Here is a 20,359-nt window from a genome sequence, read left to right as displayed (position 1 = left end):
GCCGCGACCTCATCGACACGCCGCCGACGGCACGACCGGCGTCACGCGGCTCGCCGGCAGCACCCTGAGCGGCGCGCGCAGGCTGGCGACGATCACGCCTTCGCCGGCGCGCACGACGCGCATCTCGACTTCGTTGCTCACCACGATCTCGCCCGCGAACACGACGATCTGGTCGCCCTGGCACGCGGCGTTGTCGCCGCAATCGGTGACGGAGTATTCCGTGCCGCGGATGCCGATCGTCGAGGTCGGCGTCTTCACCTTGTAGTTCTCGCCCTTGCCCTGGCTCGCGACGAGTCCGTCGAGCATGCGCAGCCCGCCCTTCACGAGCGACAGGAAGCTGCGGCCTTGCTGCGCGTCCGCGGGCGCGTAGTTGAAGTCGTCGACGCGGAACACGGTGCCCGGCTTCAGGTATACGCGCTGGTGATCAGTGAAGACCATCACGATCTCTGAGCCCGCCGACGTCTCGACGGTGTCGCCGTTCTTGATTTCGCCGCCGACCGCCGCGAGCCGCTGCGCGCCGTCCGCCGACTGGATCGCGACGCTGCCGACGAGCGCCGTCACCGTCGCGACCGGCGCGGATGCTGCGGCTCCGGCGCACGGGAGCATCGCGGCGAAAAGGCCGAACCACCAACACGAAGCAAGGGCGCGGAGCGTTTTCACGATGTCGGGGGACCGGGCTAGAAGGACTTCGCCAGCGTGAGCCAGAAGCGGTTCGCGTGGCCGGTGCCGAGCGTCGAGGGCACAAAGCCGAGCGTGTGCGCATACGACATCATCAGCAGGTAATTGCCCGGCGCGATCAGCGACGCGCCGACGCCGCCGCCCGACAGCCTCAGATGATTGCTGCCCGGCAGGAAGGGATGGGCGACGAGCTTGCCGTCGCCGGTATCGATGAAACCGATCAGCGTGAAGAGGCCCGGCACGAGCGATTGCCGGATTGTCTGGCGCAATTCGAAGGTGGCGACCCAGCCCTGGTCGAGCGCGCCGTCGCCGGTTGCATAGGCGCGCACCGCGTATGGCCCGCCGAGCGACATCTGCTCCGACGAGTCCAGATTGCGCGACGTGAACTGCCCGTTCACCGCGACGTAGACCTGCGTCGCATCGGTCAGCGCCTGCGTGTGCGTGAACGCGTACACGAGCTTGGTGAACGCGCCGGCCGTCTGCGCGACGGCCTGCTGCGGCGCGGGATCGTCGAGACGCAGGTTGCCTTGTTGCAGGCTCGCGTCGAAGGTGCTGATGCTCTTCGCGAAGTCCACGTTGCCCGTAAGGCCGAAGCGGCCGACGTCGCTGTTCTTGTCGTTCGAGATGTCGAAGGCGCCGAGGTTGTCGGCGAGCAGCTTGTGATCGATGCCGAGCGTCGCGATCACGTTCGCCGACACCGAGCGCAGCAGCGGATAGCTCAGGTATGTCGAGACGACGTTCGCGCTGCCGTGCGCATCGAGCGAGCTGAAATCGCCGCCGACGACATACGTCGAGCGCGTGTAGGCGACGCCCCACGCGAGTCCGCTGCCGCCGAGCGGCAACGTGTAGCCGATGTTGCCGTAGGTCTGCCCGGTGATCGAGGTGAGCACGCGCGCGCCCAGTTGGTCGCCGAGGCCGAGCGGGTTGTTCCACTGCATGGCGCCGATGACGCGCGCGGTTCCCGTCGACGTTTCGCCGAAGTTGTCGGCTTGCAGGCTGCCCGAGAGCGGTCGCGCGGAGGGCACCTGCAGCGTCAGGTCGGAGGTGCCGGGCGCCGTGCCCGGCGAGACCGTCGCGCTCGCACCGGTCGTACCGCTCACGTCCTGCATGAGGAGCGTCGCGCGCGCGAGCCGGTCCTCGTCGATCACGTCGCCGAGCCGCTCGGGCGTGATGAAGCGCGCGAGCACGGCTTCGCGCGTGCGCGACTGGTTCGACAATTCGACGCGCCCGAAATGGCCCTCGCTGATCGCGATGTGCACGACGCCGTTGTCGATGGTCTGCGGCGGCACGTAGGCCCGCGCGACGAGATAGCCGTGCGCGCGGTAGAACGCGGTGATGCGCGCGGCGGCGGCGTTCAGGTCGTCGAGCGAGCGGGCGGGGCCGGTGTCGTCTTTCAGAAGCGCGAGGAGGTCCGGCGTGACGATCGCGTTGCCGCTCAGCTCGAACGCGTTGACGGCGAAACGGATGCCGCCCGGCGACGAGGACGGCGGCGCGGCGGGCGGCGGCGCGACTTGCAGCCGGAAATCCGACGACGGCGGCGCGGGCGCCGGTTGCTGCTGCTGTTCGCGCAAGGTGCTGCCCGCGTTCGGCACCACCTGCGCAATCTGCGCGTAGACGCCATGCCGGCACTGGGCCGCGAACGCGAGCAGCAAGACGGGAGCGCCTTGCAGGACGAAGCGTCGATGGCGGCGCGCTCCGGCTCGCATCACATGCGGCAGACGTTGCCGGGCCACGCATCGTCGGGCAAGCGGCTGCCGTCGCTTGCGGGGTCGCTCGTCGTCTGCACGACCGGCGTCGCGGGGCGCGTCAGTCCCGGCGGCATTGCCACGGCCGTGTGATCGGGATCGTCGCGCGTCTCGCCCGCGACCGTCTGCACCGCGTCGATCACGAGCGGAGCGGGCGCGAGCGCTGTCAGCACGGGAGACGTCGCGGGCGGCTCTGCCGCCGGTTCCGGCGGAATCGGCGTGAGGGGCGTGACCGGTGGCTGGGGCGGTTTAGGCGCCGCCGTGGGTTGCTCGGTTGGCGTCGTCGTCGCGTTCACCCGCAAGGTGCCGACGAGCGTGCTGACGCGGTATCCGGCGGGCAGCGAAGTCGGCGTAACCGTGACGATGTACTCGCCCGCCGCCGCGCCCGCGCCCGCGCCGGCGCTCGTCACCGTGAAGGCGAGCGGCTCGTGTGTCGTGGGGCCGTCGGCGAAGGCGTTGCCGTAGTCGGCGCCGGTGTAGCGCAGGCTCAGCAAGACGTCCTCCGGGCCGAGCGCGCGCGCCGTGCCGGCCTCCTTGGCGCTGCCCGGTTTCACGCTGAGCACCGCCTGCTGCTGCACGCCGAACACGAAGCGATTGCCGCCCGCCGCCGCGAGATTCGCCGACGCCGCCGGAAACGACTCGCCCCAAAGCGCGAGATTGCCGCTTTGGAGGCCGCCGAACGCGTCGGCGTTCGGATCGCTCGAATAGACGAGCCACCGGCCGTTCCGCGTCGAGATGGCGCCCGCGCCCGCGCGGTTCGCGAAACCCGATACCGACGCGAGCGTCACCGCCGTGCCGGTCGCCGTGCTCTGCACGGGCGCGTCGAGCGTCAGCGACGGCGCGCGCAGCGTCGCCGGCCCGGAAGTCGCGATGCCGGACACCGGTCCGACCGTGCCGACCGTGAGCGGCACGCCATCGACGAGCGTCACCGATCCGGTGTTCGCCGCGATCGTCGCGATACGGTTCGACGGATCGTCGAGCCGGTAGCGTCCGCGTCCGCCGACGAGCGCCACGCCCGCCGCGGCGATACCGGCGCGCTGCGTGAGCGACGCGCCGGTGCCGAACAGAACGACGCCCGCCGGCGCGACGAGCGGCGCGTTCACCGCGATGTCATTGCGCGCCAGCACCGCCAGCGTATTCGGACTGCTCCAGCCGATCGCATCGTCGATCGAAACCGTTCCCGAGCGCCGGCCGAACGCGCCGAGCGCGACATTCGTGGTGCCGAGCGCGCGCGAGATCGTTGCGCCCGAGACGTCGCCGCCGTGGCTGGCAACCGTGAGCGAGCGCGCCGCGACGAGCCACGTGCCGGTGTCGCCGCTCGCTGCGGCCGTCGTGAGGCAGGCGTGCGGCGAGACGGCCACGCGCGAGCCGACCGTCTGGATCGTTCCGCCGTTGCCGCCGTTCGGCGCGGACGCGTCGAGCACGCCGCCGACCTGCACCGTGCCGCCTTCCGCGACGAGCCGGATCACGCCGTTTTGGTTGACGGCGGTGCGCGCGAGGATCACGCCGGTGTTGTTGACGACGCCCGCGAGCAGCGCGCCCTCGGCGCCCGCCGCGAGCAGCGCCTGCCCGCCGTCCGCTTCGATCAGGCCGCGATTGGCGGCGAGCGCGTCGAGCACGCCCTGATCGACGGAGAGGCCGATCATCGAGTGCTCGCCGAGCGTGACCGTCACGCGGTTTCCCGCCGCGAGCGCCGCCTGGCCGCCCGGCGCGGCGATCGTGCCTTCGTTGACCGCGCGGCGGCCGATCAGCGCGACATAACCGCCCGGCGCCGCGCGAATGACGCCCTTGTTGACGACCGCGCCGGCCGCGCCGCCGCTCGCGAACGCATAGCGGCCCGCGAGGAAATCGCTGCTGGACAGGCTGAGCGTCGACGCGATCAGGCCGCCGACGTTCACGCGCGACCCGGCACCGAACAGCACGCCGTTGGGATTGACGATGAACACCTGACCGTTGGCATCGAGCTTGCCGAGCAGCACCGACGGGTCCTGCCCGACGACGCGGTTCAACGCGATCGAGCGCGCGCCCGGCTGGCTGAACGCGACCGACTCGTTGGCACGCGTGCTGAACCGGTTCCAGTCGATGACGAGACGGTCCGTGTTCTGCTGCACTGCCGTATGCGGACCGCTCGTCGCGATCGATCCCGAGCCGGCGACGATCTGTCCGCCGCCCGGCGCGGCGAGCGCGCAGGCGCCCGACGTGCCGAGAAGCGAGATCAAGGCCAGACGTAGCCGGCGTCCGCCGCGCGGGGGGCGGCGGACATGGACTGTGCCCGTCATGGTGGTCGGTTCCGTTGTACTGATCGTTTTGCCGATCGACTGAACGCCTGTCAATGCCGGATGCTTCGAGGGGCGAAGCCGGCGCATTGAACGATGCAGCTAAACCATGAAAGGCAGTGTAGTGTTCCGCCGGGCGCTTTTGAATACGATTTCTGTAAATGGAGGCGCGGTGCGGAGCCGGCCGAAGGACACGGCAAATGGTCTGTTGTTTTCCGGTCCGAACCATTCGCCGTGGAGAAGGCGGCCGGCGCCGCCTTCGTTCGTAGGCTCAGCGCGTCGGCACGCCGTAACGCCATTCGCTCCAGTGCGCGACGATGTCCTGCACGAGCGGATTGCCCGCGCGATACAGGTTCTCGATTGCCGGCGCGAAGCCTCCCTGCGCCTGGTAGTTGAGCAGATTGTCCCCGGCCGTCTGGCCCTCGTAGGGACGGTCGAAGTCCGATCCCGAGCGCAACGCCGCCACGCGGTTCAGATCGACGCGGCCCGTGCTCGCCGCGCGCTTGAGCGCCTCATACGTGGCGTTGTCTTCCTGCTGCGTCGTGCAATAGGTGCCCTTGTTATCGGTGAGAAGCCTGGTCCAGTCGCGCGCCCGCTCGCCGATGTACTTGCCCGACCACCACGTGTCGCCCGCCAGCGTGTCGCACTGGATCACCTTCGGCACCTGATTCGCCGGGGCGTAGCTGAACTTCGCGCGCGCGGCCTGTGCCTCCGGGCTGTCGGCGAGCACGACGTTCTGCGAGAGCGCGAACGCCGTATCGGCGAGTTTCGCATTCAGCGCGAACGCCTCCGTGCGGTAGTCGAGCGGCGGCTTCTCAGTCGGCGATTTCGTGTTGATGCCGGTAAAACCGCTCGGCCAGCTGTCGGGCTTTTCGCGGGCGTCGAGCTCCCACTGGATGCCGAAGTCCACCAGATACTTCGCCCACGCCGCCGAGCCGACCGTGCCCTGATTCGGATCGATGCCCGCGATGCCCGCGATCATGAAGTAGGTGCGTCGCAAATTGAACTTGTCGGAGAAGGTGAGCGCCATCAGCGAAGCGGCGGCGTTCGTGTGTCCCATGCCGGTGGTCAGCACGCAGATGTCCTGCCGGTTGCAGTGCACTTCGGGATAGTCGGGCGACAGGCCCGGCACCTTGATCGCCTTCCACGGGCCGAGGCGGTCGAGCCAGACCTGCCCTTCGGGACCGAACATCGAGATGATCATCACTTTCACGTCGCGGTCGCCGCCGCCGTGATCGCCGCGATGACCGCCTGAGCGGAAGTCGTCGGAGTCTTGCGCAAACGTTGGCGCGCACGCGCCGAAGGCGAGCGTGGCGGCGAGCGCGGCCGCGCTTCGCGTGGTGAGCGCCGCATACCGGCGGCGTGGCAGACCCTTCTTCGACAGCGCATTCACTTTCATCGGTGGCTCCGTGAGGTGGGAAGCGGGTGCATGAGAGCGGCGCGCGGGGCGCCGGCCCCGGGTTCCGGTCCGTCGAGGCGCCCGGGTCCGGCGATTATAGGGGTGAATTAAATGTGCGTAGGCGACCGGAAAGACGGCGCTTTTCGCTGCTCAAGCGCGTTGCGTACACCGCGCGGAAAGTGCTTTTTACGCACGTTCATTCGTCTAGCTTTTTTAATGCGGTGTTGTCGGCAGACGACGGGCGCGGCGAGGCGCTGGGCTAAGATCCGTAGACCTCATCAGTGAGCGAGGTTCGCACGTGCCGACGGACATCGACGAAATAGAAGCCTGGACGCTGCAACGGGTCATCTCGACGGCGACCGCGCTCGCCGACTCCGGCCAGCATCACGATTTCACCGACATCGACTATGCGCTGCGTTTCGAGCACGGCTGGATTCAGGCGCGCGCACTGATCGATGAAGCCGCGATGCGGATGCTGCTGAATCAGCGATGTGCGAAAGCGCGGGAGGCGGGGGTGACGATCGGGATGCCGGAACCGGCAGCGCCGCCAGCGTCTGCGGGTGTAGCGACGCCGCAAACGGCGCAGCGGATCAAGCCTTCCCTCATTCACCGATTGTTCGGTTTTCGCGCCCGGTTTGCCAGACCGGTCGGCGCGGCGGGCTAGGCGACCCAGCTAAAACAACTGCCCCTCCAGCGGCACCAGATTCACCCACTTCACGGCGGTCTTCCGTTCGACGCCGTCGGCGTGAATCGAGCGGATCATCACGCGTTGTCCGCGTGCTTCACCGAGCACTTCCGCGATGCGGTCCTGATAACGCACGAGCGCCCCGCGCGGCGGCTTGCGCCGCACGCGGGCGCGTCGGGGTGAAACTGGCATGGCGATGACCGGAAATTGGAACGCGGCCATTATGCCCAAGCGCGGCGCACGCTTCCATACGATGCGCCGCACAAACGGCCAGATTCATCCGCATTCAAGAACCGCGCAACCCCGCCGTAAACGCGAATAGCGGCGGCTCCGGTGCGGCCAGCAGAACCCTCGTCCCTACACGGCCACCGCATGCCAGTCCACCCGTCCCTCACTCATTCCGTACTGGCGACGCCGCCCACCGAGGATGGCGACATCACGCCCGCGATCCGCGCTTCGCTCCTCTCGACCGTTCTCGTAGACAATCGGCCGTTGCTTCTGTCCGGCATCGCCGGGGTGTTCGTCGCGATGACCGCCGTGCTTCGTCTGCACGAGCGCTGGGCGATCCTCTGGCTCGTTCTCGACGTCAGCCTGCTCACCGCGCGTCTCGCCGTCGTGCAGCTTTATCGCGCGAAAAGCCGCCCCGCGCCGCTTCATCCCGGACCGTGGGCCGCGCGCTACGTGCCGTTTGCCCTCGCTGCGTGTCTGCTGCTCGGCCTCGGCGCGATGGCGTGCGTGATCTCGCGCGATGCCGTGCTCGCCACGCTCGCCATCATGGTGACGGCGGGCATCCTGGGCGGCATCGCGTCGCGCAACGCCGCGCTGCCGCGCCTCGCGATCGCGCAGATCTTCATGGGCGCCGTGCCGATCGGCATCGGCGCCGCCTTGGCCGCCGATACCGCCTACTGGATTCTCATTCCGCCGCTCTTCCTGTATGTCGGCGCGATGGTGTCGGTCGTGCGCCGCCACTATCGCGCGCTCGTCGGGCTGATGACGGCGGAAGAGCGGCACGCCGAGCTCGCCGCCCGCTTCGACGCCGCGCTCGCCCACATGCCGCACGGCTTGTGCACGATCGACGAAGCCGGCAAGGTCGTCATCGCGAACCGCAAGGCGGCGGAACTCTTCGGCGCGACGGTCGAGAAATTGCGGCTGAACGTGCCGCTGCCGGAATTCATCGGCTACGTGGGACTCGCGAAGTTCGGCGAAACCTTGCGCCACGAACTCGTGCGGCGCTGCGGCGAATGGCTGCGCGAGGAGCGCGCGCCGCTCGACCTCAAGCTCGCGGACGGCCGCCAGCTCGAAATGACGCGCAATCCGGTGCCCGACGGCAGCGAGGTCGTGATCATCGAGGACGTCACGGAACGCCGGAAGTCGGAAGCGAAAATCCTGCACTGGGCGCATCACGATTCGCTCACGGGCCTGCCGAACCGCCGCTATCTGGGCGATCACGCGAAGCGGCTCCTGTCGGCTTCGGCGAGCGTGCGGGGACAGCGCGTCGCCGTCATGTACGTCGATCTCGACGGCTTCAAGCACGTCAACGATACGCTCGGTCACAACGCCGGCGACGAAGTGCTGAAGCAGGTCGCGGACCGTCTGCGCAACGTGATGCGGCGTGGCGAACTGGTCGCGCGTTTCGGCGGCGACGAGTTCGCCGTCGTGGCGTCGCAGACGGGCACGTCCGCGAGCGCCGTGCTCGCGCGGCGCATCATCCAGGAGCTGTCGGCGCCGTATCGGCTGACGTCGGGCGGGCGCGCGCTGGTGTGCGCGAGCGTCGGCATCGCGATCGCGGGCGCCGGCGAATCGTTCGACGACGTGCTGAAACACGCCGACAGCGCGCTCTACGAAGCCAAATCGGCGGGCAAGGGCATGATCCGCTTTTGGGAGCACTCGCGGGGCCCGCAAGCCGCGCCGGCGATAAGCGCGAGCGAGCCGTGAACGCGTCCGTCCGCTGATCCGCTGCGCCGCCGCTTCCCGTCGAAGCGGATAGGATGAGCCGTTTCCCGGCGGAGGACCGGACGTGGGCGTGACATTCGGCCTTCTGGCCGCGTTTTTCTGGGGCATCACGGATTTTCTCGCGGGCATGTCGGCGCGCAGGATCGGCGTGCGGCGGGCGGTTTTCGTGTCGCTCTGTTTCGGGCTCGTCGTCGTCGGGACGGTGTTCCTCTCGATGCCCGCCGCGCGCAGCCAGGCTTTCGCCGCGCCCGCGAGCGGCTGGGCGGGCGCGGTCGCGGCGGCGGTCTGCACGCTGTTCGGCTCGCTCACGCTGTCGAAAGGGCTCTCGACCGGCAAGGCCGCGATCGTCGCGCCGATCGCCATGAGCTACGGTGCCGTCACCACGCTCCTCTCCGTGCTGAGCGGCGAGCGTCTGAGCGCGCTGGGCGTCGCGGGCATTCTGATCTGCATCGGCGGCGTGCCGCTGACCGCGCTCACGCGCGAGGCGCCGGCCGTGCGGCATGGCGCGCAGACGTCCCCGGTCTTCTTTGCGATACTGGCCGCTTTGCTGTACGGCGTCGGTTTCTTCGTTCAGGGACGCTACGCACTGCCGACGCTCGGCACCACGGCGACGCTCTTCGTCGGCTACGCGTTCGGTGCGGCGAGTCTCGCGCTCCTCCTGACGCTGTCGCGCGGCGAAACGTGGGCCGCGCCGCCCGCGTCCGCGTGGCCGCTCTTGCTCGCGCAATCGACGGCCAGTCTCGCCGCGCTCGGCAGCTTCGCCATCGGGGCGTCGACGGGGGCGGTCGCGGTCGTTACCGTGCTGAGCACGCTGTCGGGCGGCGTCACCGCGTTGCTCGGGCTGACGCTGCGCGCGGAGCGGCTGACCGCGCTCCAGTGGACCGGCGTGGCCGCGGTGATCGCCGGGGCGGTCGTGCTGCGGCTCTGAACGCGCTTGAACGCTATTGCATCGGATCAGGGAGAGTCATGCGGAAGAACACCGGCGGATTCGCGGTCGTGGCGGTACTCGTCGGCGTCGCGGTGGCGGCGACGCTCCTCATCGCCGGCATTGGACGGTCGTCGAAACATGCGCAGAACGAGGAGCCGGGTGTTGAACGCACGGTCGCGGGCGCCGTCGCGGCCAGCGACGCATCGCAGGCGCAGGCACACGCAGACGCACACCCAGACGGCCAAGCGGGTTTCGCACTGACGCCGCAGCCGCAGGCGGCGTCGAGCGAAGCGGCGAGCGTCGCCAAGCGCAACGCGCGCACTTCCGACTGAACGCGGCGGCGCCATCGCCGTCACCGCACGGAGCCCGGCCCCGGCGCGAAGAACTCATCGAGCAGATCGGTCATTTGCCAGACGGCGCACGGCCGCCGGCAATGGCCGTCGTAACCTGCTTCCTTCAACAGACGCACCGGTTCCTCGGGCAAAAAGCTGCTCATCGCGATGATGACGCCGCTCCGATCGCCGTTGAGCGCGCGCAGTTCGCGCACCAGCGCGTAGTTGCCGCATCCGCCGATGCGCGTATCGAGAAAGGTGACCTGCGGCTTCCAGGATCGAACGATCGTGCGCACGGAGGTGACGTCGAGCGCGAAGTCCGTCGAGAAGCCTTTCAGCGCGAACAGCGAACTGAGCGACTCGCCGAGCGCCTTGTCGGCATTGGCGAGGAGCACTCGCCGCGAATTCGCCGGAACCCGCGTCTGCTTGCGATTCCACAATGCATGTCGTGCCAGGCTCGGTTCGGCCGCGCGGTTGTTCACGTTGATCCTCGTCGGGTCGGGTTGGCGGGTCGGCCCGGTCCAGAGACGGTCCGCGTGCATCGGCCTGGCAAGGCAACGCCCCGCAATGGCGTGCGCGTGCACCATGCGAGGGCGTCGTTCATGCGGCGAAACAGCGTGGGGTCCGTACTGTTTGGTTAAAACCGGACTGACGAATCATACCGGCGGATCGAATGCAGTATCCGGGCCAGTGCGCGCGCGCCGGCGGCGGGGAGTTGCCCGAATTGCGCGCGGGAGTCCTCACCGCGCTTGCTGAAGGAACCCGAGCAACTCGCCGACGATCGCTTCCGGCGCGTCCTCCTGCATCAGATGACCCGAGCCTTGCACGCGCGTCAGACGCGCGCCGGGGATCATCTTCGATAGCGCCTCGCCTCGTTCGACCGGAATCCACTGGTCCTCTTCGCCCCACAGGATCGAAACGGGACAGCGCAAATCGCCGTAGCGCGGCTCGATTTCGTCGGTGTAGCGCTGATCCATCTGCGCGGTCTGCCGGTAGAACGCCGCCTGACCTGTTTCGCCCGTCCACGGCGCGGCGTGGATGCGCAAGGTCTCGGCGTCGAGCTTGCGATGGACGGCGCCTTGCAGGTACGCATCGAGCATCGCCGCGTGGATATAGGCCGGCACGCCCGCGAACGCGGCTTCATGCGCGCGGACGTGCCGGACGAACGGCGAACCCCAAGGCGCCACCGCGACCGGATCGACGAGCAGCAACGACCGGTATTCGCAGCCGTTCAGCAGCGCGGCCCGGAGCGACGTCGCGCCGCCGAAGTCGTGGGCGACGACATCGGGCGTGTCGAGCTGCCAGTGCTTCAGCAACGCAGCGAGCAAGCGGTTCTGCACGCCGAGCGACACGTCCTGTCCCGCGCGCTGCTCGGACGCGCCGTAGCCGAGCAGATCGAAATAGAACACCTGCCGCACGCGGGCGGCAATCGGCGCGATGCGTCGCCAGACCTGCGACGAGAACGGCGTGCCGTGCACGAAGACGAGCGGCTCACCCGCGCCGATCACGCCGTAGCGCACCGACTGGCCTTCGAAATCGAAGGAATGCGGGAGTGGCAGTGCGCCTGAAAATGCTGATTGCGTCATGGATCGCCTCCGAAGTCGGTCAGCTAAGAACGCCAAGCATAAGCGACCCCGCAAAACCCTTAACTGTGCGATCGTGCGTAAATCGCGCCCCGCGTTGGTGCGGAGGCGCCAAAACGTGCCGCTCGGCGCGCTATCGAATCGGGCACGACACGCCTTCCTTTCGTACCCCGCAACGTTGGCGTGTTTGTTGCTTTAACCATCTCGTTCACTTTTGCGCCGCCGCGATGGAGTTGCGGGCGTTATGCATCGCACGTTCGCGCTCGCCGCGTGACGAGACAATGTCCGCACCGCGCGCCGGTGCGGCCGGCGTTCGACTGTCTTGCGACTGTCGCGAACCGCAAGCGACGAACGCCGTGCGAAGGCCGTGCGAAAGCATGCACAGATAAGCCGGGACCGAGCCCGGCACGCACTTCACATGGAAGACCGGTTTATGACGCAAGCTTTCTTCAACGAAATGTTCGAACGCTCCGACCTCCAGGCGGCGGGCGTTCCGGCGGCGGCGTTTCGTGGCGCGGGCGATCCGCGCAGGCATTACCTGGAATTCATGAACTGGTTGAACACGCAGAGCGAGCAGCAGATTCACCTGAAGCGGGCGGAGGCGGACCTGAACTTCAGGCGCGTCGGCATCACGTTCGCGGTGTATGGCAAGGACGAACTGGGCGTCGATGCCGAGCGCACCATTCCCTTCGACGTGATTCCGCGCATCTTCCCCGCGACGGAATGGAAGGCGCTGGAGCGCGGCCTGCGGCAGCGCGTGAATGCGCTCAACCGCTTCATCCACGACGTCTATCACGACCAGGACATCATCAAGGCCGGCATCATCCCGGCCGAGCAGATCCTGAACAACGCGCAGTATCGGCCGCAGATGAAGGGCGTCTCCGTCGTGCGCAACATCTATGCGCATATCGCGGGCATCGACATCGTGCGCGCCGGCGAGGGCGAGTTCTACGTGCTCGAAGACAACCTGCGCGTGCCGTCCGGCGTGTCATACATGCTGGAGAACCGCAAGATGATGATGCGGCTCTTCCCCGACCTCTTCGCGCGCAATCGCGTGGCGCCGGTCGCGCACTATCCGGACCTGCTGCTCGATACGTTGCGCGCCGCCGCGCCCGCAGGCGTCGACAATCCCGGCATCGTCGTGCTCACGCCGGGGATGTACAACTCCGCGTACTTCGAGCACGCGTTCCTCGCGCAGCAGATGGGTGTTGAACTCGTGCAGGGGCAGGACCTCTTCGTCGAGAACGATCACGTCTACATGCGCACGACGCAGGGGCCGCAGCGCGTGGACGTGATCTACCGGCGTCTCGACGACGACTTCCTCGATCCGGACGTGTTCCGCGCCGATTCGACGCTCGGCGTGGCGGGACTGATCTCGGCGTATCGCGCGGGCAACGTGTCGCTGTGCAACGCGGTGGGAACGGGCATCGCCGACGACAAGTCGATCTATCCCTACGTGCCCGACATGGTGCGCTTCTATCTGGGCGAGGAACCGATCCTCAACAACGTGCCGACCTGGATGTGCCGCAAGCCCGACGATCTCAAGCACGTGCTGGCGAACCTGAAGGATCTGGTCGTCAAGGAAACGCACGGGGCGGGCGGCTACGGCATGCTGGTCGGGCCGGCCTCGACGACGGCGGAGATCGAAGCGTTTCGCGCCGTGCTGGAGGCGAATCCGGACAAGTACATCGCCCAGCCGACGCTCGCGCTCTCGACCTGCCCGACCTACGTCGATGCCGGCATCGCGCCGCGCCATATCGACTTGCGGCCGTTCGTGCTGTCGGGCAACGAGGTGCGCATGGTCCCGGGCGGACTCACGCGCGTCGCATTGCGCGAGGGCTCGCTCGTGGTGAATTCGTCGCAGGGCGGCGGCACCAAGGACACGTGGGTGCTCGAGCGCTGATGGAAAGCCACCATCGCTCACGACATTCGTCGCCACTTTCAACAAGAGTCGAACAAGAGGACCGGGAGCACCCATGCTGAGCCGTACCGCGGATCATCTCTTCTGGATGGCGCGCTATATCGAGCGCGCCGAAAACACAGCCCGGATGCTCGACGCGAATTACCAGTTGTCGCTTCTGCCGCAGTCCGACGAATACGCCGAACTGGGCTGGCGCGCGATGCTGTCGATTTCCGAACTCTCCGGCGTCTATGCCGCCGGGCATCAGGGCATGAAAAGCCGTGACGTGATCGACTTCATGGTTCGCGACTTGTCGAATCCGTCGTCGATCCTGAGTTGCCTGCGCGCGGCGCGCGAGAACGCGCGAGCGGTGCGCAGCTCGACCAACAGCGAATTGTGGGAAAGCCTCAACACGACGTGGCTCGACGCACAGCGCCTGGTCGCCGACGGCATTCTGGAGCGCGATCCCTACGAGTTTCTCGAATGGGTCAAGTTCCGCTCGCATCTGTCGCGCGGCGTGCAGTTGGGGACGCTTGTGAAGGACGACGCGTTCTGGTTCATGCGGCTCGGCACCTTCATCGAACGTGCCGACAACACCGCGCGCATCCTCGACGTGAAGTTCGAAATGATGGAGCAGCGCGCGGATACGTCGGCGCAACCGTTCGACTACTACCACTGGACCGCGGTGCTGCGTTCCGTGTCGGGCTTCGAGGTGTATCGCAAGGTGTATCGCGATGTCGTCACGCCGGAGCGCGTCGCGGGTCTTTTGATTTTGTACGGCGACTGGCCGCGCTCGCTCGCGGCGAGCATCGCGGAAGTGCAGCATCTGATCGGCAAGGTGATGAACGGGCGCAGCAGCGAGACGGCGCGGATGGCTACGCAACTGTGCGAGGAACTGAAGAACGCGCGCATCCAGGACATCTTGCAGGGCGGCCTGCACGCGTATCTGGTGAGCTTTCTTGCGCGCGTGAACGATCTCGCGAGCCACGTCAGCCAGGACTTCCTCTTGCCGCTCGCGCCGGAACCGGGCGAGCCGCCGCCGAGTAGCCAGAGCCAGACGCAAACGGCATGAGCGGAACGAATCCTTGCCGCGTGCGTCCGGCGTGCCTCACTCCGGTTCGCAGACGACGAGGAACTTGCTGAGGATCGTCGGCCCGAAGGTGTTGCTGATGGCGACGTCGGCGGCATCCCGGCCGCGCGCCATCAGGATGCGTCCGGTGCGCGGCGCGTTGTTGCGCGGATCGAACGTGTGCCACGTATTGCCGAGATACGCTTCGAACCACGCGCAGAAGTCCATCGGCGCGTAGGGCGGTGGCAGGTTGACGTCGCTGATGTAGCCCGTGCAGTAGCGCGCCGGGATGTTCATCGTGCGGCACAGCGCGACAGCCAGATGCGCGTAGTCGCGGCACACGCCCGCGCCGTCCTGCCAGGTTTCCCAGGCGGTTTTGGTCGGGCGCGCGCAGTTGTAGTCGAAGCGGATGTGGTTGTGCACGAAGTCGCAGATTGCTTGCACGCGGCCGCGGCCGAGCGGCGTGTGACCGAAGCGCTGCCATGCGACCTCTGACAGCAAATCGGTTTCGCAATAGCGGCTGCCGAGCAGGTACACCATGCATTCGTCGGGCAGTTCCTCGATCGCATGCTGATAGCCGTTCGTTTCCGGTATCTCGTGAGTCGGCGGGACCTCGAAGACGCCACGCGCCGACAGTGTCAGCCTGCTCGGCGGCGCGGTGAGCCGCGTGCAGAGATTGCCGAACGAATCGCGGTACTGGCGCAGTGGCACGAGCGGATCGGTATAGATGTGATCCGGCACGAGCATGTCCTGGGCGCGCGAGTAATGAGTGTTCAGCATCAGCAACATCGGTGTTGGCTGCGCGCACTCATACATCAGGTCGTAACCAACGCGGAGTCTCATCGGAGGTCCTTTCTCGGTGATGCAGCAATGGAGCGGCGAAGGGTAGGGCGGGCCGCACCCGTTATCAAGCAACTGCCGTTCCATCGGAAGGCGCGGGCGCGTTCCTGGCATCCGGCGCGGTGTCGGCGGGTTTCGCGATTGGCGACTCCGCGCCGGAAGACTCGGCCTCGCTGATCTGCTTCGGCATGGCTTCCTGCTTCGAGTCCGCACTCGCAATCACGCGATGAACGAAGCGCAGCTTGTCGATCACCTTCGGCGCGAGCGTGAACGGATAGGCATCCGCGAGGCCGAGACTGCGGTTCAGGCTGTTGAGCGCATAGGTCAGCGGAAACCAGCGCTTCATCAGGTTATCGAAGCTTTCGCTCTCGATCGGCGAGCTGTCGGTGAGCGTCGGTTCGTTCTTGTCGTCGGGCTTGAGTTCGAGGCCGCAGTTGGCGGCGGTGTCGATCGTATCGACGATGTGCAGGTAGTGCGCCCACGTCTCGGCCCAGTCCTCCCAGGGATGCGTGGTCGCATAGGCGCTCACGTACGACGCGTCCCACTCGGCGGGCGGGCCTCCTTCATAGTGCGCCTGAAGCGCGGCCTGATAGTCGGTGCGCTCGTCGCCGAAGAGCGCGCGAAACGGCTCTTCCCATTTCGAACCGGTCACGAGCCGGTCGAAATAGTAATGGCCGATTTCATGGCGGAAATGCCCCAGCAAGGTGCGATAAGGCTCGCCCATCTCCATGCGGGTCTTCTCGCGATGCGCGTCGTCCGCTTCGGCGATGTTCATCGTGATGAGGCCGTTGTCGTGGCCGGTCAGGACTTTCTCGCCGACGCCGCCGTCTTCGAGGAACTCGAACTGCAGGCCGCCCTCGGGATTGTCCTTGCGCGATTCGACGTGCAGCCCGAGCGCGCCGAGTGCATAGAGCAGGCGCCGCTTGGCGGTTTCGAGCCGGTACCAGTAGACGCGGTTCTCCGGAACCGTGAGGTTCGGAATGGTGTGCGTGAGGCTGCACGCGGGACACAGGACGTCGGGCGAGTCGGCGGGCAGCATCCAGTTGCAGACGTTTTCCAGTGCGTAGTTGTTGCACTGCTTGTACAGCGCGCCGTTCGCGGATGCATGCAGGTTGCGCCACGTGCCTTCATCGGCGGGTTCGAACGCGCAGACTTCCGCGAGCGCGGGCACGTAGCCGAGCAGCGCGGCGCAGGACTCGCATTTCACGTTCTCGAAGAAGACGTGCTGTTGGCATCGGTCGCAATGAAACGTTTTCATGATAGACAGTCAGGTGGGTGCGGGACTATCGGAAGCAGTGAGCAAGCGACGTGCCGCGATTCACACACGAAGACCGGCGGGGCGTCCCGGCCATGCGACTTTGTTCAATCGGTAAATTGTCTGCCGCATGATGCGACGTACAATCCGCGAGGTCGGTAACGTCCTCGTTGCAGATCATCTCATTCGAAGAGGAGCCAGGTGTGTCAATCCGCGTCGCGCTGAACCACATCACGCACTACCGCTACGACCGCCTTGTCGCGCTCGGCCCGCAAGTCTTGCGGCTGCGGCCCGCGCCTCACACCCGCACGCCGGTGATCTCGTATTCGATGCGGGTCGAGCCGGCCGATCACTTCGTCAACTGGCAGCAGGACGCGTTCGCCAATTATCAGGCGCGCCTCGTCTTCCCGGAGAAGACGCGCGAGTTCAAGGTCACGGTCGACCTGGTCGTCGAGATGGCGGTGTACAACCCGTTCGACTTCTTCCTCGAACCGAGCGCCGAGGAATTCCCGTTCAAGTACGAGCCGCACGTCGCGACGGAACTGGCGCCGTATCTCGTGAAGGGAGCACTGACGCCGCTGCTCAAGCAGTTCGTCGAGAGCATCGACCGGACACCGACCGGCACGACCAATTTCCTCGTCGCGCTGAACCAGCGCTTGCAAAGTGAGATCGCGTACATCATCCGCATGGAGCCCGGCGTGCAGACGCCGGAGGAGACGCTCGAAAAAGCGCTCGGCTCCTGCCGCGACACGAGCTGGCTGCTCGTCCAGACGCTGCGGCATCTCGGGCTCGCCGCGCGCTTCGTCTCCGGCTACCTGATCCAGCTTACGCCGGACCAGCGCTCGCTAGACGGCCCGAGCGGCACCGAAGTCGATTTCACCGACCTGCACGCATGGTGCGAGGTCTATCTGCCGGGCGCGGGCTGGATCGGTTTCGATCCGACGTCCGGCCTGCTCGCGGGCGAGGGGCACATTCCCGTCGCGTGCACGCCGGAGCCGGGCAGCGCCGCGCCAATCTCCGGCGCCGTCGACAAGAGCGAGGTCGAGTTCGAGCATCTGATGTCGGTCGAGCGCGTGCTGGAAACGCCGCGCGTCACGAAGCCGTACACGGAGGAAGTCTGGTCCGACGTGCTCGCGATGGGCGCGCAGGTCGATCGGCGTCTCGCGGACATGGACGTGCGTCTGACGATGGGTGGCGAGCCGACGTTCGTCGCCGTGCGCGACCGCGACGCCGCCGAATGGAACACCGACGCGCTCGGGCCGACCAAGCGCGGCTATGCGGTCGGCTTGATGGACAAGCTGCGCGCGCGTTATGGCGTCGGCGGCTTCATGCATATCGGGCAGGGCAAGTGGTATCCGGGCGAGCAGTTGCCGCGCTGGGCGATGTCGCTCTACTGGCGCGCGGACGGCCAGCCGGTCTGGTCCGACCCGACGCTCTTCGCCGACGAACGCGAACCCGGCGCCTATACCGCGGAAGACGCGCATCGCTTCATCCTGCATCTGACGAACAAGCTCGCGCTCGACACGAAACACGTCCAGGCCGGCTACGAGGACACGTTCTACTACCTGTGGCGCGAGCGCAAGCTGCCGGTCAACGTCGATCCGTTCGACTCGGAACTCGACGACGAACTGGAGCGCGTGCGTTTGCGGCGCGTGTTCGACGCCGGTCTCGCGCGCGTGACGGGCTACGTGCTGCCGATCACGCGCGAACGCGACGTCCCGATGCAGCCGCCGCACTGGGTCAGCGGCCCGTGGTTCTTCCGCGATGACCGCATGTATCTGATTCCCGGCGATTCGCCGATGGGTTATCGGCTGCCGCTCGACTCGCTGCCGTGGGTGAGCGCGGGCGATTATCCGTATCAGCATCCGGTCGATCCGTTCGGGCAGCAGGCGCCGTTGCGATCGGCGACGGAATTGCGCATGCAGTACGGCGGCGGAACGCTCGCGGCCGGCGTGCCGGGCGCGGTCGAGACGGCGGGCTGGGCGGGCGTCGGCGGTCTGGACGCCGGAGCCGGCACGGGAGCAGGCGCGGGAACGTCGGCGACGACGGCCGCAGCGGCCGCGCGCGAGCCCGCGCGAGGCGAGTCCGCGTCGTGGATTCGGCGCACAGCGTTGTGCGTCGAGGCGCGCGATCCGGCGCGGGCGGCGGGACCGAAGGTCGAAGCCGAATCGTTCGGCAGCGGCCACAGCCTGCTGCATGTGTTCATGCCGCCGCTCACCGAAATCGACGACTATCTGGACCTCCTCGCCGCCGTCGAAGCGACGGCCGCCGATTTGCGGATGAAGGTGATTATTGAAGGCTATCCGCCGCCGCGCGACCGGCGCCTGAAGCTGCTTCAGGTGACGCCGGACCCGGGCGTGATCGAAGTGAACATTCATCCGGCCGCGAACTGGGACGAACTCGTCGACCATACCGAGTACCTGTATCAGTCGGCGCACGAGACGTATCTGAGCACCGAGAAGTTCATGACCGACGGCCGCCACACCGGCACCGGCGGCGGGAACCACTTCGTGCTCGGCGGCGCGACACCTGCCGACAGTCCGTTCCTGCGTCGGCCGGACCTGCTCGCGAGCCTGATCGCGTACTTCATCAATCATCCGTCGCTGTCGTATCTGTTTTCGGGGCTCTTTCTCGGTCCGACGAGCCAGGCGCCGCGCGTCGACGAGGCGCGCAACGACCAGCTCTACGAACTGGAGATCGCGTTCAACGAACTGCAGCGGCAACTCGACCTGCTGGGCGGCCGCGACAGCGCGAAGCTGCCGCCGTGGCTCGTCGACCGCACGCTGCGCAACCTGCTGATCGACGTGACGGGCAACACGCACCGCGCCGAGTTCTGCATCGACAAGCTGTATTCGCCCGACGGCCCGACCGGCCGCCTGGGTCTGCTGGAACTGCGCGGTTTCGAAATGCCGCCGCACGCGCGCATGAGTCTCGTGCAGCAACTGCTGCTGCGCGCGCTCGTCGCGCGCTTCTGGGAGAAGCCTTACGCGACGCGTCTCACGCGCTGGGGTACGGAGCTGCATGACCGCTTCATGCTCGGCTCGTTCATCCGGATGGATTTCGAGGACGTGATCGCCGACATCAACGCATCCGGCTTCGCGTTCGACGCCGCGTGGTTCGCGCCGCACTTCGAATTCCGCTTCCCGCTGGTCGGTTCGGTCCAGTCGAGCGGCATCGAACTGACGGTGCGCAACGCGCTCGAACCGTGGCACGTGATGGGCGAGGACGGCGCGCCGGGCGGGACGGTGCGTTGCGTGGATTCGTCGGTCGAGCGGCTCGAAGTGCATGTGCTCGGTTTGAACAGTAACCGGCACGTGGTGACGGTCAACGGCGTGCCGCTGCCCTTGCAGCCGACCGGCCGCGCGAGCGAACACGTCGCGGGCGTGCGCTTCAGGGCGTGGCAGCAGTCGTCGGCGCTGCATCCGTCGATCGGCGTCGATGCCCCGCTCACCTTCGATGTGATCGACACATGGAACAAGCGTTCGATCGGCGGATGCCGTTATCATGTGTCGCATCCGGGCGGCCGCAACTACGGTACGTTTCCGGTCAACGCCTACGAGGCGGAAAGCCGGCGGCGCGCGCGCTTCTTCAAGAGCGGCCACACGCCGGGACGCGTGAACGTGGGCGAACCGCAGCGCAGCCTCGAATTTCCGTTCACGCTCGACTTGCGCCGCTGGCGGTGAAATTGCCGCCGGCGATCGATTGCTAAAACGACA

At 67.1% G+C, this 20,359-nt stretch carries 16 protein-coding genes; 7 read left to right on the top strand and 9 right to left on the bottom strand.

What is annotated here, in order from left to right:
• Positions 1 to 9 precede the first annotated feature (9 nt).
• The 4 genes from AWB66_RS09530 to AWB66_RS09515 all read right to left on the bottom strand — a co-directional run bounded on the left by AWB66_RS09530 (position 10) and on the right by AWB66_RS09515 (position 6,098).
• Positions 10 to 660: a FecR family protein gene (locus tag AWB66_RS09530; protein ID WP_235021063.1), complete on the bottom strand. Its 651-nt coding sequence runs from the start codon at positions 658 to 660 to the stop codon at positions 10 to 12.
• A 17-nt stretch (positions 661 to 677) separates the two neighbouring features.
• Positions 678 to 2,411, bottom strand: a complete 1,734-nt coding sequence (locus AWB66_RS09525; protein ID WP_235021062.1) for a ShlB/FhaC/HecB family hemolysin secretion/activation protein — start codon at positions 2,409 to 2,411, stop codon at positions 678 to 680.
• Positions 2,384 to 4,702 carry a filamentous hemagglutinin N-terminal domain-containing protein gene (locus AWB66_RS09520; RefSeq protein WP_159462900.1) on the bottom strand — a complete coding sequence of 773 codons (2,319 nt, stop codon included), beginning with the start codon at positions 4,700 to 4,702 and terminating at the stop codon, positions 2,384 to 2,386. Before AWB66_RS09520 ends, AWB66_RS09525 begins: the two co-directional genes overlap by 28 nt.
• A gap of 268 nt (positions 4,703 to 4,970) precedes the next feature.
• Positions 4,971 to 6,098 carry a purine-nucleoside phosphorylase gene (locus tag AWB66_RS09515; protein WP_087630050.1) on the bottom strand — a complete coding sequence of 376 codons (1,128 nt, stop codon included), beginning with the start codon at positions 6,096 to 6,098 and terminating at the stop codon, positions 4,971 to 4,973.
• A 298-nt stretch (positions 6,099 to 6,396) separates the two neighbouring features.
• Between AWB66_RS09515 and AWB66_RS09510 the strand changes: the two genes are divergently transcribed.
• On the top strand, positions 6,397 to 6,762 hold the full coding sequence (locus AWB66_RS09510; RefSeq protein ID WP_087630049.1) for a hypothetical protein: 366 nt from the start codon (positions 6,397 to 6,399) through the stop codon (positions 6,760 to 6,762).
• Between the two features lie 9 nt (positions 6,763 to 6,771).
• Here the strand turns inward: AWB66_RS09510 and AWB66_RS09505 are convergent, their stop codons facing one another.
• Positions 6,772 to 6,975 (bottom strand): hypothetical protein, encoded by a 204-nt coding sequence (locus AWB66_RS09505; protein ID WP_087630252.1) that lies wholly within the window; start codon positions 6,973 to 6,975, stop codon positions 6,772 to 6,774.
• Between the two features lie 180 nt (positions 6,976 to 7,155).
• Between AWB66_RS09505 and AWB66_RS09500 the strand changes: the two genes are divergently transcribed.
• The 3 genes from AWB66_RS09500 to AWB66_RS09490 all read left to right on the top strand — a co-directional run bounded on the left by AWB66_RS09500 (position 7,156) and on the right by AWB66_RS09490 (position 9,996).
• The gene (locus AWB66_RS09500) at positions 7,156 to 8,718 is read left to right on the top strand and encodes a sensor domain-containing diguanylate cyclase (protein WP_087630048.1); all 1,563 of its coding nucleotides are present in this window, start codon (positions 7,156 to 7,158) and stop codon (positions 8,716 to 8,718) included.
• Between the two features lie 82 nt (positions 8,719 to 8,800).
• Complete coding sequence (locus AWB66_RS09495) at positions 8,801 to 9,664, top strand: DMT family transporter (protein WP_200818958.1); 864 nt, start codon at positions 8,801 to 8,803, stop codon at positions 9,662 to 9,664.
• A gap of 38 nt (positions 9,665 to 9,702) precedes the next feature.
• Positions 9,703 to 9,996 carry a hypothetical protein gene (locus AWB66_RS09490; protein ID WP_087630047.1) on the top strand — a complete coding sequence of 98 codons (294 nt, stop codon included), beginning with the start codon at positions 9,703 to 9,705 and terminating at the stop codon, positions 9,994 to 9,996.
• Positions 9,997 to 10,016: 20 nt separating this feature from the next.
• Here AWB66_RS09490 and AWB66_RS09485 read toward each other — a convergent pair whose 3' ends face one another.
• Together AWB66_RS09485 and AWB66_RS09480 are read right to left on the bottom strand one after the other, a co-directional pair.
• Positions 10,017 to 10,478 (bottom strand): response regulator, encoded by a 462-nt coding sequence (locus AWB66_RS09485; RefSeq protein ID WP_125469695.1) that lies wholly within the window; start codon positions 10,476 to 10,478, stop codon positions 10,017 to 10,019.
• A 258-nt stretch (positions 10,479 to 10,736) separates the two neighbouring features.
• On the bottom strand, positions 10,737 to 11,582 hold the full coding sequence (locus tag AWB66_RS09480; protein ID WP_087630045.1) for an alpha/beta fold hydrolase: 846 nt from the start codon (positions 11,580 to 11,582) through the stop codon (positions 10,737 to 10,739).
• Positions 11,583 to 12,012: 430 nt separating this feature from the next.
• Here AWB66_RS09480 and AWB66_RS09470 point away from each other — a divergent pair, with 430 nt between their 5' ends.
• The gene (locus tag AWB66_RS09470; RefSeq protein ID WP_087630043.1) at positions 12,013 to 13,482 is read left to right on the top strand and encodes a circularly permuted type 2 ATP-grasp protein; all 1,470 of its coding nucleotides are present in this window, start codon (positions 12,013 to 12,015) and stop codon (positions 13,480 to 13,482) included.
• Between the two features lie 73 nt (positions 13,483 to 13,555).
• On the top strand, positions 13,556 to 14,551 hold the full coding sequence (locus AWB66_RS09465; RefSeq protein ID WP_087630042.1) for an alpha-E domain-containing protein: 996 nt from the start codon (positions 13,556 to 13,558) through the stop codon (positions 14,549 to 14,551).
• A gap of 36 nt (positions 14,552 to 14,587) precedes the next feature.
• Here AWB66_RS09465 and AWB66_RS09460 read toward each other — a convergent pair whose 3' ends face one another.
• Both AWB66_RS09460 and AWB66_RS09455 read right to left on the bottom strand, forming a co-directional pair.
• Positions 14,588 to 15,391 carry a transglutaminase-like domain-containing protein gene (locus AWB66_RS09460; RefSeq protein WP_087630041.1) on the bottom strand — a complete coding sequence of 268 codons (804 nt, stop codon included), beginning with the start codon at positions 15,389 to 15,391 and terminating at the stop codon, positions 14,588 to 14,590.
• Positions 15,392 to 15,455: 64 nt separating this feature from the next.
• A complete protein-coding gene (locus AWB66_RS09455; protein WP_087630040.1) occupies positions 15,456 to 16,646 on the bottom strand; it encodes a zinc-binding metallopeptidase family protein in 1,191 nt (396 codons plus the stop codon).
• A 200-nt stretch (positions 16,647 to 16,846) separates the two neighbouring features.
• Here AWB66_RS09455 and AWB66_RS09450 point away from each other — a divergent pair, with 200 nt between their 5' ends.
• Positions 16,847 to 20,326 (top strand): transglutaminase family protein, encoded by a 3,480-nt coding sequence (locus tag AWB66_RS09450; protein ID WP_087630039.1) that lies wholly within the window; start codon positions 16,847 to 16,849, stop codon positions 20,324 to 20,326.
• Positions 20,327 to 20,359: the final 33 nt, after the last annotated feature.

Source organism: Caballeronia telluris, assembly GCF_001544495.1.
Classification (GTDB): domain Bacteria; phylum Pseudomonadota; class Gammaproteobacteria; order Burkholderiales; family Burkholderiaceae; genus Caballeronia; species Caballeronia telluris.
The sequence above is the reverse complement of the archived record's forward strand: the minus strand, read 5'-3'. Positions and strand labels throughout refer to the sequence as shown.

What these genes read in the sequence shown, in the direction of transcription:
- AWB66_RS09515 (WP_087630050.1), bottom strand. Translation starts at nt 6,098, where the DNA reads ATGAAAGTGAATGCGCTGTCGAAGAAGGGTCTGCCACGCCGCCGGTAT.
- AWB66_RS09490 (WP_087630047.1), top strand. Translation starts at nt 9,703, where the DNA reads ATGCGGAAGAACACCGGCGGATTCGCGGTCGTGGCGGTACTCGTCGGC.
- AWB66_RS09520 (WP_159462900.1), bottom strand. Translation starts at nt 4,702, where the DNA reads ATGACGGGCACAGTCCATGTCCGCCGCCCCCCGCGCGGCGGACGCCGG.
- AWB66_RS09455 (WP_087630040.1), bottom strand. Translation starts at nt 16,646, where the DNA reads ATGAAAACGTTTCATTGCGACCGATGCCAACAGCACGTCTTCTTCGAG.
- AWB66_RS09460 (WP_087630041.1), bottom strand. Translation starts at nt 15,391, where the DNA reads ATGAGACTCCGCGTTGGTTACGACCTGATGTATGAGTGCGCGCAGCCA.
- AWB66_RS09470 (WP_087630043.1), top strand. Translation starts at nt 12,013, where the DNA reads ATGACGCAAGCTTTCTTCAACGAAATGTTCGAACGCTCCGACCTCCAG.
- AWB66_RS09465 (WP_087630042.1), top strand. Translation starts at nt 13,556, where the DNA reads ATGCTGAGCCGTACCGCGGATCATCTCTTCTGGATGGCGCGCTATATC.
- AWB66_RS09500 (WP_087630048.1), top strand. Translation starts at nt 7,156, where the DNA reads ATGCCAGTCCACCCGTCCCTCACTCATTCCGTACTGGCGACGCCGCCC.
- AWB66_RS09505 (WP_087630252.1), bottom strand. Translation starts at nt 6,975, where the DNA reads ATGCCAGTTTCACCCCGACGCGCCCGCGTGCGGCGCAAGCCGCCGCGC.
- AWB66_RS09480 (WP_087630045.1), bottom strand. Translation starts at nt 11,582, where the DNA reads ATGACGCAATCAGCATTTTCAGGCGCACTGCCACTCCCGCATTCCTTC.